Origin of the sequence: uncultured Algibacter sp. (genome assembly GCF_947490405.1) — a bacterium.
Lineage (GTDB): Bacteria > Bacteroidota > Bacteroidia > Flavobacteriales > Flavobacteriaceae > Algibacter_B.
On sequence record NZ_CANLGU010000006.1, the window covers coordinates 156311 to 173473 of the forward strand.

Annotated in this window: 14 protein-coding genes; 8 read left to right on the forward strand and 6 right to left on the reverse strand. The window is 32.5% G+C overall.

The window, feature by feature from the left end; all coding sequences use genetic code 11:
• Positions 1-7 precede the first annotated feature (7 nt).
• On the reverse strand, positions 8-1030 hold the full coding sequence (locus tag Q0772_RS13420) for a transporter (RefSeq protein WP_298345831.1): 1023 nt from the start codon (positions 1028-1030) through the stop codon (positions 8-10).
• Between the two features lie 143 nt (positions 1031-1173).
• Here Q0772_RS13420 and Q0772_RS13425 point away from each other — a divergent pair, with 143 nt between their 5' ends.
• The 4 genes from Q0772_RS13425 to Q0772_RS13440 all read left to right on the forward strand — a co-directional run bounded on the left by Q0772_RS13425 (position 1174) and on the right by Q0772_RS13440 (position 6824).
• Entirely contained in the window at positions 1174-1440 is a 267-nt protein-coding gene (locus Q0772_RS13425; protein WP_298345834.1) for a DUF4834 family protein, read from the forward strand.
• 206 nt (positions 1441-1646) lie between these two features.
• On the forward strand, positions 1647-4094 hold the full coding sequence (locus Q0772_RS13430; RefSeq protein WP_298345837.1) for a YfhO family protein: 2448 nt from the start codon (positions 1647-1649) through the stop codon (positions 4092-4094).
• On the forward strand, positions 4087-5367 hold the full coding sequence (locus Q0772_RS13435; RefSeq protein WP_298345840.1) for a glycosyltransferase family 4 protein: 1281 nt from the start codon (positions 4087-4089) through the stop codon (positions 5365-5367). Before Q0772_RS13430 ends, Q0772_RS13435 begins: the two co-directional genes overlap by 8 nt.
• Positions 5367-6824, forward strand: coding sequence for a polysaccharide biosynthesis C-terminal domain-containing protein (locus Q0772_RS13440; protein WP_298345843.1), 1458 nt, complete (start codon positions 5367-5369; stop codon positions 6822-6824). Before Q0772_RS13435 ends, Q0772_RS13440 begins: the two co-directional genes overlap by 1 nt.
• Before the next feature lie 147 nt (positions 6825-6971).
• On the opposite strand, the gene Q0772_RS13445 is transcribed toward Q0772_RS13440, so the two are convergent.
• Together Q0772_RS13445 and Q0772_RS13450 are read right to left on the reverse strand one after the other, a co-directional pair.
• Positions 6972-8207 (reverse strand): hypothetical protein, encoded by a 1236-nt coding sequence (locus Q0772_RS13445; protein WP_298345847.1) that lies wholly within the window; start codon positions 8205-8207, stop codon positions 6972-6974.
• Between the two features lie 192 nt (positions 8208-8399).
• Positions 8400-9167, reverse strand: coding sequence for a hypothetical protein (locus tag Q0772_RS13450; RefSeq protein WP_298345850.1), 768 nt, complete (start codon positions 9165-9167; stop codon positions 8400-8402).
• Between the two features lie 251 nt (positions 9168-9418).
• Here Q0772_RS13450 and Q0772_RS13455 point away from each other — a divergent pair, with 251 nt between their 5' ends.
• The gene (locus Q0772_RS13455) at positions 9419-10522 is read left to right on the forward strand and encodes a DUF3667 domain-containing protein (RefSeq protein WP_298345853.1); all 1104 of its coding nucleotides are present in this window, start codon (positions 9419-9421) and stop codon (positions 10520-10522) included.
• Positions 10523-10660: 138 nt separating this feature from the next.
• Here the strand turns inward: Q0772_RS13455 and uvrA are convergent, their stop codons facing one another.
• The gene (uvrA, locus tag Q0772_RS13460) at positions 10661-13447 is read right to left on the reverse strand and encodes an excinuclease ABC subunit UvrA (RefSeq protein ID WP_298345857.1); all 2787 of its coding nucleotides are present in this window, start codon (positions 13445-13447) and stop codon (positions 10661-10663) included.
• A gap of 236 nt (positions 13448-13683) precedes the next feature.
• Between uvrA and Q0772_RS13465 the strand changes: the two genes are divergently transcribed.
• Entirely contained in the window at positions 13684-14268 is a 585-nt protein-coding gene (locus Q0772_RS13465; RefSeq protein WP_298345860.1) for a sigma-70 family RNA polymerase sigma factor, read from the forward strand.
• 57 nt (positions 14269-14325) lie between these two features.
• Positions 14326-14472 (forward strand): hypothetical protein, encoded by a 147-nt coding sequence (locus tag Q0772_RS13470; RefSeq protein WP_298345863.1) that lies wholly within the window; start codon positions 14326-14328, stop codon positions 14470-14472.
• Between the two features lie 28 nt (positions 14473-14500).
• Here Q0772_RS13470 and nth read toward each other — a convergent pair whose 3' ends face one another.
• Entirely contained in the window at positions 14501-15160 is a 660-nt protein-coding gene (gene nth, locus Q0772_RS13475) for an endonuclease III (RefSeq protein ID WP_298345866.1), read from the reverse strand.
• Positions 15161-15195: 35 nt separating this feature from the next.
• Here nth and bcp point away from each other — a divergent pair, with 35 nt between their 5' ends.
• Positions 15196-15648: a thioredoxin-dependent thiol peroxidase gene (gene bcp / locus Q0772_RS13480; RefSeq protein ID WP_298345869.1), complete on the forward strand. Its 453-nt coding sequence runs from the start codon at positions 15196-15198 to the stop codon at positions 15646-15648.
• Positions 15649-15680: 32 nt separating this feature from the next.
• On the opposite strand, the gene Q0772_RS13485 is transcribed toward bcp, so the two are convergent.
• Positions 15681-17156 carry a TonB-dependent receptor gene (locus Q0772_RS13485; RefSeq protein WP_298345872.1) on the reverse strand — a complete coding sequence of 492 codons (1476 nt, stop codon included), beginning with the start codon at positions 17154-17156 and terminating at the stop codon, positions 15681-15683.
• Positions 17157-17163: the final 7 nt, after the last annotated feature.

A 17163-nucleotide genomic window follows, 5' to 3' on the forward strand; every position in this document is an offset into this window, starting at 1 on the left:
TGGTTGGTTAATCATCAAAATCTATATCTTTCTTTTTTTGTTTTTTAATTTTTTCAGTAGGCTCAGCTTCTTTTTTTCTTTTCTTATTACTGCTCTTGCCTTTTCTATTTGCTCTTCTTTGTCCTTCGTCTTTTGCAGATGTACCATTATCAATCTCTTTGTCTTTATGGAAATCTAATCGGTATGAAGCTCCAAAATTAACACTAAATACTGATGGTGTATCTTTTGTGTTAAATGTAACAGCCGTATCTAATTGAAAATCTTTCCCCATTAAATAAGCACCTCCAAATCTAAAAAGGTTGTCAGCATAAAAATCACTTTGTATACCTTGAGTTTCTCCAAAAATAACCCATTTAGGACTAAAAGAATGTGTTAAAGTTAATATGTATTGAAAATCTGATTGATCCGTTCCTATTCTATCTTTTATTAAGTTCATTACAAATACCCATCCACCAGAAAAGTTGTTTTGAGTTGCAACCATCACTTTTGGACTAAAACCTTCTATTCCTGTATAGGTGTAAGGATTGGGTTTGGTATCATAATTGGCACCAACATATACAGAAACTGCAGGGATTAAAGATTTCCATTTAAATTGTCGGTTAGCTTTCCAACTGTATAAGTTTGGTTTATCCTCTTCAGCATTTTTATATGGATCAAAAACTAAATACTTCGCACCTACAGCTAGAAACCTAAAGTTAGCGCGTTTATCCTCAGAAGAAAAACCTGATGTAAACGTTTTAGTATCATTTTGGTAAGTACCTTCAATATTAATTTCTAATTCTTCCAATAGCAGTCCATAACGTGCAGCAAAATCAACGCCAAACCCTGATACTTCATAAGCTGCTGTAGGAGTTCGTTCTTCTTTTATTGTGTATGGACCAACTTCAAATTGAGCAACATTAGTGCCGACGGAAAATGCACTGCGCGAAACTCCAGGTCTATTAGAGTTTATTACGTCAGTATACTGACAGAAAGCCTGTGTAGAAGTTAAAATTAGTAGGATTAATAAAGTAGATTTGAATGGGCTCATAATTATTAATTTAATTATTTCTTTACTAGAAGCGTTTTAGGCTTTTTTCAAATATAGATATTTTATACTTTTTTTATCATACTTCAACGTTTTTTAAGCCAATAGAATTGTATTTTTGTAGTCATTATTAATAAAAGTTAAAAATGGGTTTATTAAGAACCATACTTATAATTGCATTAGTGTATTACGGAATTAAGGTTCTATCTAGAATTTTTGCGCCTTTTTTACTTAAATATGCAGCTAAAAAAGCTGAACAACGTTTTGGTGATCAATTTGGACAGTTTAATAAAGGGCAGCAAAAGCAAGATACTCAGAAAAAAGAAGGTGAAATAACTATTGATAAAATTCCAAATACTAAAACCTCCAATAAAGATGTAGGGGAGTATGTAGATTATGAAGAAATAGAATAGATATTTGGTTTTTACTTTCTTCTAACATCTAATATCTTTTTTGCAAAACTCATACATATAATATATTAGTTTTGTAGATAACAACTCTTAATTTTTTTGTTTTTTTATTTATGGAAAGTTTCATTTATTGTAACCTCTACTTTATATTTACGGAATTAAGAATTTAATTTGTTAATGCTCGTAACGAGCTTTCCTAAAACTTTTTCATGCAACTTTCTTTTAAAAAAGTGTTACCTCACGTTCTAGTACTACTAGGTTTTGTAATCATTTCTCTGGTGTATTTTAATCCTGTTTTAAAAGGAAAGGTTATATATCAAAGTGATATAGTACAGTATATAGGCATGAGTAAGCAGCAAAAGGATTTTAAAGCTGAAACAGGCAAGGAAACTTACTGGACAAATAGTGCTTTTGGAGGTATGCCAACTTATCAACTTGGTGCTAGGTATCCGCATAATTATATAAAAAAGCTTGATTCTATACTGCGTTTTCTACCTAGACCAGCAGATTATTTATTTCTGTATTTATTAAGTTTTTACATATTTCTATTAGTCTTAAAAGTAGATTTTAAGCTTGCAGCTTTAGGCGCAATAGCCTTTGGTTTTTCTACGTATTTAATTGTTATTCTAGGAGTTGGTCATAATAGTAAAGCACATGCTATTGCTTACATGCCATTAGTTTTAAGTGGTATTTTGCTTGTGTTTCAAAAACGGTATATTATTGGGTTTTTACTAACAGCAGTTGCAATGGGACTTGAATTGGTGGCAAATCATTTTCAAATGACCTATTACCTCATGTTTTTAGTAATAATATTAGGTATAGCTTATTTTATTGATGCTTTCAAAAAAAAGATGTTGCTACATTACTTTAAATCCATTGGCGTTTTAGTAGCTGCAGTCGTATTGTCTGTCGCATTAAATGCTACTAACTTTTTGGCTACTAAAGAGTATGTAAAAGAAAGTAAACGAGGCAAAAGCGAGCTAACAATTAATCCAGACGGATCCCCAAAAGAGTTAACTTCAGGATTGGATAGGGAGTATATTACGCGTTATAGTTATGGTATAGTAGAAACATTTAACTTGTTTATTCCTCGTTTTATGGGTGGTGGAAATTCAGAAGATGTTGGGAAAGATTCTGCAACTTATGAGGCTTTTAGAAAATTAGGAGCAAGTACCATACAAGCAGCTCAAGAAGCTAAACAAGCACCAACATATTGGGGTGATCAGCCTATTGTAGAGGCACCAGCTTATGTTGGAGCAGTGATTTTGTTTTTATTCGTATTTGCTTTGTTTTTAGTCAAAGGAAGATTAAAATGGTGGTTAGTTGGGGGTACTATTTTTTCTTGGGTTTTATCTCTTGGGAAGAATTGGTTTTTGGTTACTAATGCAAAGCCTGATAGCAACCCGATAACAAATTTCTTCATAGACTTCTTTCCTTTATATGATAAGTTTAGAGCTGTAAGTTCTATTCAAGTTATATTAGAATTGTGCATTCCTGCTTTGGCTATTTTCGGTTTGGTTAGATTGTTTAATGACTTTGAACAGAGAGCGGATAAGCTAAAGGCTCTAAAATATACTACAATCATAACTGGCGGTTTAGCTTTAGTGTTTTTACTATTTAAATCGTCATTATTTGATTTTGTAGGAGTTAATGATGGGTTTTATCGACAAAGTTTTGTGGATGCATTGAAAACTGACAGAAAAGCTATTTTTACACAAGACACAATTCGAAGCTTGATTTTAGTCATTTTATCGGCTAGTGCTATTTATTTGTTTTTAAAGGAAAAGCTAAAAGAACAATGGGTTATAGTAGCTTTTGCTGTTTTAATTCTATTTGATTTAGTTGGTGTAGATAGGCGCTATGTTAATAATGATGACTTTGTTTCTAGTGTTAAAATGTCTAAGCCTTTTCAAGCTAGTGAAGTAGATAAATATATTTTGAATGATAAGAGTCATTATCGTGTTTATGATTTAGTTTCTGGTCGTTCAAAACCATCTTATTTTCATAATTCACTAAATGGTTATAATGCAGCAGAATTGAGACGCTACAGGGAGGTATTCGATTTTTACATCGCTAGAAATAATATCAATGTATTGAATATGCTAAATACAAAATACATTGTTGCTCAAGATGAAAAAGGCGCAACCTTTCCTTATGAAAATGATGAAGCCAATGGGAATGCATGGTTTGTTAAACGCTTAGCAAAAGTAGTGTCTGCAGATGCAGAGATTAAGGCGCTAGATAGTTTGGATAATAAAAATAAAGCTGTTTACACATCACATAAAGCAGTAGAATCCTTAAAAAATATTAAATCAAATTACCAGGTTGATTCCTTATCAACTATAAGTTTAGCAGTGCACAAACCTAATTATTTAAAATACCAATCTAATAAACCAAATGAAGGTTTTGCAGTGTTTTCTGAGATATATTACCCTGAAGGGTGGAAAACATTTATTGATGGTAACGAAGTTAGTCATATACGTGTAAATTATATATTACGCGGAATGCAAATCCCTGCAGGCAATCACGTCATAGAGTTTAAATTTGATCCAGATGTGGTTAAAACTGGAAGCAAAATCACTTTAGCAAGTTCTATTTTATTTGGTTTGCTATTAATTAGTGGTCTGTTTTATGAGTTCAAAAAAAAGAATGAATAAAAAAAAGGTGCTTATCTTAACCTATTACTGGCCACCAGCAGGCGGACCAGGAGTTCAACGTTGGTTAAAATTTGTAAAGTATTTACCAGAATTTGATATTGAGCCGATTGTATTTGTTCCAGAAAACCCTAATTACCCCTTAGTTGATGAGAGTCTTGCCTCCGAAGTGTCTGAAGATATTACAGTGATTAACCACCGTATAAATGAGCCTTATAGATGGGCTGGGTTTCTTTCAAAATCATCATCTAAAACTATAAGTAAAGGTATTATTTCTGATGAGAAAGAACAGTCTTTCATAGAGAAAGCAATGCTTTTTGTTAGAGGAAACTTTTTTATTCCTGATGCTAGGATAGGTTGGGTTAAACCTTCGGTATCATTTCTGCTGGATTATATTCAAAAAGAACATATTGAAACTATTATTACTACAGGACCACCACATAGCGTTCACTTAATAGGATTTAAACTAAAAGAAAAATTAAATATTAAGTGGTTGGCAGATTTCAGAGATCCATGGACAACTATTGGATACCACAAAAAGCTTAAGTTGACTTCTGCTTCAAAGGCAAAGCATAAATTGCTAGAGAGACAGGTTTTAAACAATGCGGATCAAGTTGTTGTGACAAGTTCTGTAACTAAAAAAGAGTTTCAAAGCATCACCAATAAGCCTATTGAAGTTATTACAAATGGCTACGATGATGCGGATAGTATTGATTTCAAAATGGATTCTAAGTTTTCTTTATCACATATTGGCTCATTATTATCTAAACGAAACCCGGAAGTATTATGGAGGGTTCTAAAAGATTTAATGGAGGAGCAAACTGAGTTTTCTAATGATTTTCAGCTTAATTTTGTGGGTTCGGTTAGTGATCATGTGTTAAAATCCATCAAAAACAACAACTTAAGTAATTGTGTTAACGAAGTGGGTTATGTTTCACATAATGAGGCTATTGTGTTTCAAAAAAAATCCCAAATATTACTCCTCATTGAAATTGATTCTGAAGATACCCGCTCTATCATTCCAGGGAAGTTATTTGAGTATATGGTTTCTAATAGGCCTATCCTAGCTATAGGGCCAGAGAGTTCTGATGTTGAAAAAATCATAAAAGAAACGAATACTGGTCATTACTTTAATTACTCAGATTATGACTCGTTAAAAAGAATTATATTAGAGCATTACAAAGCGTTTAAAAATAACACTTTGCAATCTTATCCAATTGGTTTGCAAAAGTATCACAGAAAGGCGCTTACAAAATCTTTAGCTAAGTTATTATAATGGGAGTCGTTGCCTCACAATCCTTTAAAAATGTTGTTTCTACCTATTTAGGTTTTTTTATTGGGGCTATTAATACCTTATTTCTATACACTGAATTTTTAAGTGATGATTATTACGGTATGGTAGGGTATATGTTGTCTTTGGCCTATGTTGTTATGCCACTTATGGCTTTTGGAATGCATAATACCATAGTGAAATTTTATTCTTCATTTAAAACAAGAGTGTCATTAAATAGTTTTTTAACGCTTACGTTGGTGCTGCCTTTTTTTATTATAATCCCTATAATATTAGTTACTTATATGAGTCATGATGTTATATCTGGCTTTCTTTCAAAGAAGAATGATATTATAAAAGGCTACCTGTGGCACACTTTAATTATAGCTATTTCTTTAGCTTATTTTGAAATCTTTTTTGCTTGGGCTAAAGTTCAAATGCAAACTGTTTTTGGAAATTTTATGAAAGAAGTTTTTCATAGAGTAGGTGCTATGGTATTGTTACTATTATTGCACTTTAAGGTTATTGACTTAGACCAGTTTATGATAGGTCTTGTTGTGATGTATTTTATAAGAATGCTGGTGATGAAAATCTATGCTTTTACCATAAAACTTCCTGTGATAATTTTTAAGCGTATTCCCAATTCAAAAGATATCTTAAAATATTCGTTTTTAATTATTATAGCGGGTTCCATAGCAACTATATTATTGGATGTAGACAAAGTTATGCTAGGTTCTTATGTTAAAATCAAAGAAATTGCTTATTATCAAGTGGCTATTTTTATAGCTACGGTTATTGCTGTACCACAACGTGCGATGCATCAGATTTTATTGCCTTTGTCTGCAAAGTTTTTGAATGAAAGGGATTTTGATGCTTTAGAAGATTTATATAAGCGTAGCTCATTGAATCTTTTTATTATTGGTGGTTTAATTTTTTTATTAATTATACTCAATATCAATCAGCTATATTTAGTTATTCCTGAAGAGTTTAGTAGCGGATTAATTGTAGTGTTTTTAATAAGTATTTCTAAGCTTTTTGATAATCTGTTGGGAAGTAATAATGCTATTTTATTTAATAGTGATTATTATAGAATGGTGCTAGTTTTAGGTGTATTTCTTGTTGTTGTCATGATCCTTTTAAATGTAATTTTTATTCCTGTTTTGGGGATTAATGGCGCAGGTATCGCGACGTTTATAGCAGTTGTTCTATACAATTCAATAAAATTATTTTTTGTTTACACGAAATTTAAAATTTTTCCCTTTACTGCAGTAACTTTAAAAATAGCGTTACTACTATTACTCACAGCACTACTACTTTATTTTTGGGAGTTTCCGTTTCATCCTATTGTAAATATCGCTTTAAAGTCTATATTAACAACAGCTCTGTATGTTTATGTTGTGTATCGATTTAATTTTTCTGAGGATGTATCTGTGTTAATACGAAAGTACTTAAGGTTGAAGTGATTTTTATTTCCATACAAGTTAGAATTATTTCAAATGAGATTCCCGCCTTCGCGGAATGACAAAAAAATTTATTGAAACGAAAAACCCCACGATGATGCTTTGAGGCATACATTTCGTAGGGCTTTCCAAACTAACCAACCAAAATTTTTATGATCGTCTTCGTGTTGTTGTCGATCTTGTATTTTTGCTAGAATTACTTCTGCTTTGTGTTGCTCTAGGTGCTCTGGTTTGTGTAGACCTTTTAACTGTGCGTTGTTGCGTTGTTCTAGGTTTATTAACCGTTCTACGTTGAGCTATTTGCGTATTTCTAGTAGTATTGTTATTACTTCTCTTATATGTACGAGTATTTGTGCTTTTTGGTTTTTGCACGGTTCTAGTTTTTTGTTGGCGTCTTACCTCATTATTTCTAGTACTCGTTCTATTATTGTCTCTATTAACGGTTTCACGGGTTCTTCTATTAGTTACTTCAGAATTATTTCTAGAATTAGATTGTCTTGTAACTGCATTTTCGCGTCTTGTAACGTTTCTATTTATTGTACCATTATCACGTTTGCTAGTTTGTCTTTCTCTTACATCATTATTACCTCTTCTTGTATTGTTACTAGCTACACTTCTTCTAGAATTATTGTTATTCGTTGCTACAGATCTTCTAGTAGATGTTGCTCGTCTATTTACTTGCGTAACATTTCTTTTGCTTCGGTTTACAGTAGCATAACTTCTATTTCTTTGTATAACGTTACCTCGTCTACTCGCAATAGCAGTTCTAGGTCTGTAGTTGTTATAAAATGGTCTTCTGTAAGTATAGCGTACCGGATTATAAAACTGTCTGTAAGGTCTATTATACACTACACAGTAATCATAAGCAGGAATGCTATAAAAACGGTGCCAAGGTCTATAAATATATCCTCTATTAAACACGTTAATAAATCCTGTGTAATGAGAAAACACATTATTTCTGTAAAATACATTTAAGCCTCCAATACGGTTTATGTATCCAAAGTTATTGTAATAGATGTTTACATTTCCAGCTTGAATGATACGTCCAAAATTATCATAAAAAATAGGAATATTTTCTATCTGGATAATCGCTCCAAACTCATCATATTGTACATAAGCGTTATAATCAAAGCCAGAATTAAAGCTAATATTTACGTTTCTAGAATTAATATTTACACCTAAACGAGAATTACCTCTTAGAATATTAAAATCGAATTGACCATCTCTAAATACTGAAAACTCAATACCATTTTCTACAAATATGAAAGAATTGCTATAACCTCCATAATAAGTGGCTGTTGTGTTTAGTTCTGCGTTTTTCGTGTCTGCATTAACAGAGAATCCCACTAGGAGTAAACTTGCTAATAAAATTGCTATCTTTTTCATAATTGTAAATTTTAAGGGTTACGTTTATGTATTTACAAACAGCGTGCCAAAAAACTGAAGAGCTATCAAAAGCCTTGTGTTTATTGGAAAATTAGTTTTTGAGTTAAAAAATTAACACCATCTATTTAAAAAACCTCAAAGCTATTACAACTTTGAGGTTTTCTTTTTTAACCAATAACTAATCTCAAAAAATTATCTTTTATATTTTTTATTCTTTTTGTGTTTCTTCACTTTACCATTTTGCTTAAAATAGTAGTAACCATCATCGTAAACACCATCGTCATCGTCCCAGTCTGTATTATCATCGTCAAACCAATCGTCATCATGGTTGTTATGGTTTCCATGGTCTTGTCCATTGCTTCTTGTATTTCTAAAATCATGGTTCATGTCGCATCCAGTTACTCCACAATAGTTGCAATAGTCTCTATTAAAACGGTTTACTTGTCCTCGGGCAAAAACAATTTCTCCCCATCGGTTATAATTAACTTGCAATCCGCCAACTCTAGATAGATTAGAGTGTCTGCCTCTGCTGTAATTCATAAATACAGAGCCTGCTCGGGTAATTCTACCAAATCTATCATAATTTAAATACACATTACCAATTCGCCTAACGGTGCCGTTTCGGTCTCTTAAAATATACGTACCTCTATTATTAGCATTGTAGATAATATTACCGTTTGGTCCGCGGTATGTCATACTCACATTACTTCTTCTTGTGTTGCGTCTGTAGTGATACCCATCATCATAATATCCATCTTGGGCATTGGTATTAAAATCGAAACTTCCGTCTGGGAAAATTAAAAATTCAATACCACGTTCCATAAACATAATGGGTTGCGTGTAGCGGTAATTTTTCTTTATATCACGTTTAGAACTTAATTTTTGGCTGTTTAGTTCTGTTGCTGATACAGTTGTTAATCCTATTAACAAACCTGCAAATACTAGTAATACTCTTTTCATAATCATAGGATTTAAATTAAACGTTCCGAAATTTCAAACCACTCTTAAATTTTTGAGCTGTAGCTTTTCGGGTTTTACTACTGCAATACTAGTTTTCAATTTGCGTGCCAAAGATGTAAGATTTTGTTTTACAGGTTATTGTGTTTTCTTGTTATTTAGAACGTAGTGAGAAAACTTGTAATTGTTAGACTAAATCAAGTTCGTTACAGCAAGATTTATTTTACTATTTTTATAAAGACTAATTCGAGTACATGAAAAGCAAAAAAGAAACGTGTAAAAATTGTGAAAAGCAGTTTAAAGACAGTTTTAAGTTTTGTCCGCACTGCGGCCAACAAGCCAAGGACGAACTTACTGTTAAAGTATTGTTTTATAACACCATAAGTAATTACTTTTCTTTTGATGCCCGTTTTTTTAAAAGTTTTATTCCGTTACTAAGAAAACCAGGTTACTTAGCACGAAAGTTTGTAGAGGGAAAGCGCCTGTTGTACTTGCATCCTGCACAAATGTATTTGTTTATCGCAGTCGTATTTTTCTTTTTGTTTTCATTTATACAGCGTAGTCAAGTGCAAACTATAGATGAAAAATTATCTAAAACTTTAAAAAAGGAAGCGGTTATAGATACCATCCAGGATAAAAGTGTTAGAGATTCTATAAACCTAGCTAAGTTAGAAGCCAAACGAATTAAAGATTCTGTTGCTAAGGCGGAGTTGAAAAAAGTTTTGGAGAATAATAAGTTTATTACTGGAGTTACAGGAGAAGAAATAGACTCGATTGTAGCTAAGGAAGGTTTTGATGATGAAGATTGGAGAACTAGTTTTGATTTTAACCAGAAAACTGTTGATTCTTTGATAGAAATAGAAGCGCCTAACGATACTATTTATGAGTATATGGGTATGGATAAGGATGCGGGATATTTTACAAAACGCATTTATACACAAATGCTTAAATTTTATAGATATAGAAAGGGTGGGAGTGTGCTACAAACCTTTTATGATACCATACCTATTGCGATGTTTTTTTTATTACCGATTTTCGCTTTTATAATAAAATTACTTTATAGAAAAAGCGGACTTTATGCGCATCATTTGGTGTTTAGTTTTTATTATTTTTCTTTCTTGTTTACTGTATTTAGTATTATAATTGGAATTAATTTTATTTATGATATTCCTGATTGGATTGATTGGTTAGTGGCGCTTTCTACATTTATATATTTACTTCTGGCTTTAAAGCGCTTTTATGTACAAGGCTGGTTTAGAAGTTTTGTAAAAGCGAGTATAGCTTCCTTTTCATTTCTATTGTTTGTAATACCATTAACCATGTTTATTCTAGGGCTTTTTGCTTTTTTGTTTTATTAATACCTAGTAGATTAATTTTTAGCAATAAATTTTGTTGATTACCGCGTTAGGGATTGCAGAGGAAATCCTTTTTGTGAGGCACGAGCAAAAAGATTGAAACGTAAAGCCCGACCCTTGGGGAACGCCCAAATTAAAATATTAGTGAAGTTTCTGTTTTAAATATTTCCCAGTTTCAGAAGCTTTAATTTTAACAATGGCTTCGGGAGTTCCTGAAGCTACTAGGTTTCCACCGTTTTCACCTCCTGTTGGTCCTAAATCAATAATGTGGTCTGCACACTTAATTAAATCGATATTATGTTCTACTACAATAATAGAATGTCCCTTATCGATTAAAGCATTAAAGGATTTAAGGAGTTTTTGAATGTCGTGAAAGTGAAGTCCTGTTGTGGGCTCATCAAAAATAAAAAGGGTTTTATCTTTATTGGATCCCTTGCCTAAAAATGATGCCAGTTTTATACGTTGCGCTTCACCACCAGAAAGGGTAGAAGAGCTTTGACCAAGCGTAACATAGCCTAGGCCAACATCTTGTAATGGTTGTAGCTTGTTTTTGATTTTTATTTGTTCTGTGGCTTCAAAAAACGCAATGGCATCATCGATGGTTAGGTTTAGAATATCATCAATATTTTTATTGGCAAATGTTACTTCAAGCACTTCTTTTTTAAAGCGTTTGCCTTTACAGGTTTCGCATTCTAGATGTACATCGGCCATAAATTGCATTTCAATGGTTACTTCACCTTCGCCTTTACAAGTCTCACAGCGTCCGCCATCTACGTTAAACGAAAAGTGTTTTGCTTGATAGTTTCTAATCTTGCTGAGTTTTTGCTTAGAATACAGGGCACGAATATCATCGTAAGCCTTTATATATGTTACAGGGTTTGATCTAGAAGACCGACCAATAGGGTTTTGGTCTACAAATTCAATTTGATTGATGTTGCTGAAATTACCCTCAAGAGACGTGAATTGCCCTGGTTTATCTCCAAAATCGGTTAACTTTTTTTGTAGTGCAGGGTATAGAATTTTTTTGATTAGTGTACTTTTCCCGCTACCAGAAACACCTGTAATTACAGTGAGCATACCCAACGGAAAACTAATATCAATATTTTTTAGGTTGTTTTCGCGAGCTCCAACAATGTTTACATGATATTTTGATGTTCTTCTGGCTTTTGGGACTTCAATTTTTAAATTTTCATTTAAGTATTTTGCAGTAAGTGATTCTGAAGCTAAAATATCTGTATAAGTACCTTCAGCAACTACATGTCCACCAAAAGTTCCTGCTTCTGGACCTATGTCTATAATAGTATCTGCGGCTTTCATAATGTCTTCATCGTGCTCTACAACAATAACTGTGTTACCTAAATCTCGCAGGGATTTTAAAACGGAAATTAAACGCTCGGTATCTTTGGGATGTAACCCTATACTAGGCTCATCTAATATGTACATTGACCCAACTAAGCTACTTCCTAAAGATGTAGCTAGATTTATGCGCTGACTTTCTCCACCAGATAGTGTATTGGATTTTCTGTTTAAAGTTAAATAATCTAACCCAACATTGGATAGAAAAGCTAGCCTGTTATTAATTTCTTTTAAAAGTCGTTTAGCAATTTTCGCATCGTAATCGTTAAGTTTTAATTGATTGAAAAAAACAGCCAATTTGTTTAGAGGCATTTCTACTAAATCTGTTATAGTAGCCCCTTCGATTTTAACGTAATTAGCCTCTTCTCTTAATCGCTTTCCGTCACAAGTTTTACATTTTGTTTTACCACGGTAACGCGACAGCATGACACGGTTTTGGATTTTATAGGCTTTAGATTCTAATTCTGCAAAAAATGAATTTAAACCTTCGAAATATTTATTTCCAGTCCAGACTAGTTTTTTTTGAGCATCCGTTAGTTCAAAAAATGGTTTATGAATAGGAAAGTTAAATTTATGCGAGTTATTTACCAATTGGTCTTTGTACCAACTCATGCTTTCTCCTCGCCAAGGGAAAATGGCACTCTCGTAAACAGAAAGTCCAGTGTTTGGTATAACTAAATCTTCATCAATACCAATAATATCGCCATAACCTTCGCATTTAGGGCAAGCTCCATAAGGGTTGTTGAAACTGAATAAATGTACATTTGGTTCTAAAAAACTTATGCCATCTAATTCGAACTTATTACTAAATGGTCTTTGGTTTTTATCACGTAAAGCTTCCAAGATGCATTCTCCTTTACCTTCAAAAAAAGCGGTTTGGATAGCATCTGCGAGTCTGTTTAAAAAATCTTCATCACTTTTGGTGATGATTCTGTCTACTACCAATAAAACAGAGTCTTTTTTTGAGAATGATTTTGCTTCATCAATTCTTAAAACATCTGTATTAACTTTAATTCTGGCATAACCTTGTTGTTGTAATGTTTTAAGTTTGTCTTCCATAGTGCGTCCTTCTTCAAGATGAATAGGAGCTAGGAGTAGGAGTTTTTCACCCTCATTAAAGGTTTTAATATAATTTATAACATCTGAAACCGTGTCCTTTTTTACTTCTATACCAGAAACAGGAGAATAGGTTTTTCCTATTCTAGCAAAGAGTAGTTTTAGGTAATCGTAAATTTCAGTTGTTGTGCCCACGGTTGAACGCGGATTGGTGGAATTTACCTTTTGCTCAATGGCAATAGCTGGAGCTATACCCTTTATATAATCAACTTTAGGTTTGTTTAATCTGCCTAAAAACTGGCGTGCGTAACTAGATAAACTTTCTACATAGCGCCTTTGTCCTTCCGCGTAAAGCGTATCAAAAGCTAAACTAGATTTCCCAGAGCCTGATAATCCTGTTATGACTACTAATTTATTTCTAGGTATTACAACATCGATATTTTTTAGATTATGCAATTTGGCACCTTTAATAATGATGTTTTCTTTAGGGTTTACTTCTGAAATAGTAGTATTCATAGGTTTTTTAAGCGAATAATTCTGCAAAGATAAGATAACTATAGCAAGAGAGAAAATTACCGTTCATCGAATAAATTGTTAAAAAAAGATGTGAATTTTTGCTTTTTAGGAATGATTGTTGTTATATTTGGAATTATTAATAACTTAATACACACGCATCTATAGCATAAAATTACTTTTAAACTTAATAACCCCAAGCAACGAAGACTATACTTCGTGCATTAAAAGTAAATATTATGCAACAAGAACTTATCACAGATGCTATTCTAGTTAGTAACTACATTAAAGGAGATGAAAGTTCTCTAGAAACTCTAATTAAGAGGCACAAACAAAGAATTTACAGTTTTATTTATTCCAAGGTATACGATAGAGATGTTGCTGAAGATATTTTTCAGGATACATTTATAAAAGTTATCCGTACGCTTAAGCGAGGCGCGTATAATGAAGAAGGGAAGTTTTTACCATGGGTAATGCGTATATCTCATAATTTAGTTATTGATTATTTTAGAAAAAACAACAGAATGCCAAAGTTTGATAATGCTGGTGAGTTTAGTATTTTTTCTGTGTTAAGTGACACTAGTTTAAATGCGGAAAAGACAATTATTAAGGAGCAGGTTGAGAATGATGTAAGGCGTTTGGTTGATGAACTTCCAGAAGACCAAAAAGAAGTGTTGTTAATGCGCATTTATAATGACATGAGTTTTAAAGAGATATCTGATAGAACTGGAGTTAGTATTAATACAGCTTTGGGTAGAATGCGTTATGCTTTAATTAATTTACGCAAGATTATAGATAAGCATAATATTGTTTTGACTAATTGATACAATAAAGTAAATTTTGCTTCGTTATTGGTGTAAATAAACCCTTAACTTTAAAAAATGGCAAAACTTTACTCTGAAAATTCTATTAAAAACGTAGAAAATCTTGAACCGAGAGAAGAAACGGTTAATTTTCTTTTAAATTATTCTAAGGCTTTAAGTGTTATAAATTGTAATAAAATGAAGTTTGAAGCGCTTCTAAATTAAGTTTTTTAAAAGTCCTGATTTCTTTAAATCAGGACTTTTTTGATTTGTTATATTCCTTAATAACGGATTGCCTTCCAATAGTTTTAGTAATAATATCTTTCTCTAGATCCCATCCACGAGCAGGTGAATATTCACGGCCATACCAGATAATTTGCAAATGTAAATCGTTCCATAGCTCTTTTGGAAATAAGCGTTTCGCATCCTTTTCAGTTTGCACTACATTTTTACCATTACTTAAATTCCATCGATACATCAATCTATGAATATGTGTGTCTACAGGAAATGCAGGCACGCCAAATGCTTGAGACATTACTACGCTAGCCGTTTTGTGTCCTACAGCAGGTAAAGCTTCTAAAGCCTCAAAACTCTGGGGTACTTTACCTTCATACTTATCGATTAAAATTTCTGATAAACCATGTATGCCTTTGCTTTTCATTGGAGATAGACCGCAAGGTTTAATAATGGCTTTTATTTCTTCTACAGAAAGCTTAATCATATCATAAGGATTGTCTGCTACTTCAAAAAGGATAGGTGTTATTTGATTTACTCTAACATCTGTACATTGTGCAGAGAGCAGTACAGCTACCAGTAACGTATATGGGTCTTTATGATCTAAAGGAATTGGGATTTCAGGGTAAAGTTTATATAGTGTATTAATAACAAAGTTTACCTTTTCTTGTTTAGTCATAAATCGTATTTTTGATAAAAATCAAAGTTAAGGCTATGAATACATTAAAACAAGGTGATGCTGTACCTAATTTTACAGCAAAAGATGAACAAGGAAATGAAATTTCTTTGATTGATTATAAAGGAAAGAAATTAGTTGTTTTTTTCTATCCTAAAGCAAGTACACCAGGTTGTACAGTAGAAGCGTGTAATTTACGCGACAACTATAAAGAACTACAAAAACAAGGTTATGAGCTGTTAGGTGTTAGTGCGGATTCTGCAAAACGACAATCTAATTTTAAAAACAAATATGAATTTCCATTCCCGCTTTTAGCAGATGAAGACAAGACTGTAATCAATACATTTGGAGTTTGGGGACCAAAGAAATTTATGGGTAGAGAATACGATGGTATTCATAGAATGACATTTTTAATTGATGAAAATGGTGTGGTAGAACGTGTTATTGAAAAAGTAAAAACTAAAGATCACGCAGCTCAAATACTAGCATAAAAAAATCGGCTATTTTTAATAGCCGATTTTTTTTATTTTTTCTTTAAAATACGTTTCCTATTAAGGGTTAGTGGTCTCCGAGTATAACCAAATAATCTATAATCTTTAATTAACTCAGCTGTCCCTTCAGGAACCATATCTTCCCATCCTTTTTCGCCTTCAGAAATCATTCTTAATATTTCTCTAGAAAAGATGTTCATGATGCTTTTATCATAGTCCTTTATGTCAATAACTTTACCATTGTATTTGAAAAATTTGTAAAGCTCCTTCATTCTAGGATAAACTTTTAGATTTTCACTATCAATAAGCTCTCCTGTTTTAGGGTCAAGCATAGGGTATAGGTAAACTTTTAAATCTTTAAAGAATAATTTTCCAAAAGCTTCTAGAATTCCACCGCTAATATGGCGATAGTATTTCTCATCAAAAATATCAACTAAATTACTAACTCCCATGGCTAATCCCATTCTTGCTTTGGTATAGTTAGAGAAGTATTCAACTACTTTAAAATACTCTTGGAAGTTGGAAATCATTACAGATTGACCAAGTGAACATAATAAATCTGCTCTATCAATAAAATCTTGCTCGTCTATTTCACCTTCAGCCCTAAGGTTAGAAAGTGTTATTTCAAAAACAACAACGGTTTTCTTTTCATCAACTTTATTTTCATTAATAAACATTTCATATGATTTCTCATACATAGCCATGTTTACTTTTGTTACTGGTCTAAAACTTCCACGAAGTGCTAAAATATTTTTCTTGTAAAATATTCTAGCAGGAAGAACATTGGTACCATCTGGACCAAACATTACGGCATCTGTCATGCCATTTTTAACCAATTGCAAACTCATTAATCGGTTATCAACGTCTTTAAATACAGGCCCTGAAAAGTTTATAGTATCTATTTCTATTTGGTCTTTATCTAAATGGTCATAGAGGTAGCGTAGTAATTTTTTGGGTTCATTATATTTGTAAAATGCACCATAAATTAGGTTTGTTCCTAAAGCTCCAAGTGTTTCTTGTTGTAGTCTAGCGTCAGTTTCTTTGAAACGTACATGCAAAATAATTTCATTATAATCTGCCCCAGCTTCAACTTGATATTTTATTCCAACCCAACCATGTCCTTTAAATTGTTTCGCAAAGTCAATCGTTGCAACGGTGTTGGCATATGTAAAAAAGATTTTATTTGGATTTTTTTCACGAGTCAACCTGTTCTCCATAAGATCCATTTCGTGAATCAACATCTTTCGTAAACGCGCCTCGGTAACGTAACGACCATCGTCTTCTGCTCCGTAAATAGCATCACTAAAATCTTTATCATAAGCCGACATGGCTTTTGCTATAGTTCCTGAGGCACCACCTGCTCTAAAGAAATGACGGCAAGTTTCTTGACCTGCACCAATTTCGGCAAATGTTCCGTAAATATTTTCGTTTAAGTTTATGCGAAGTGCTTTGGATTTTAACGATGGAATATCATCAAACTCTTTATCTCCAGTAATGGTAATTTCCATATTGTTT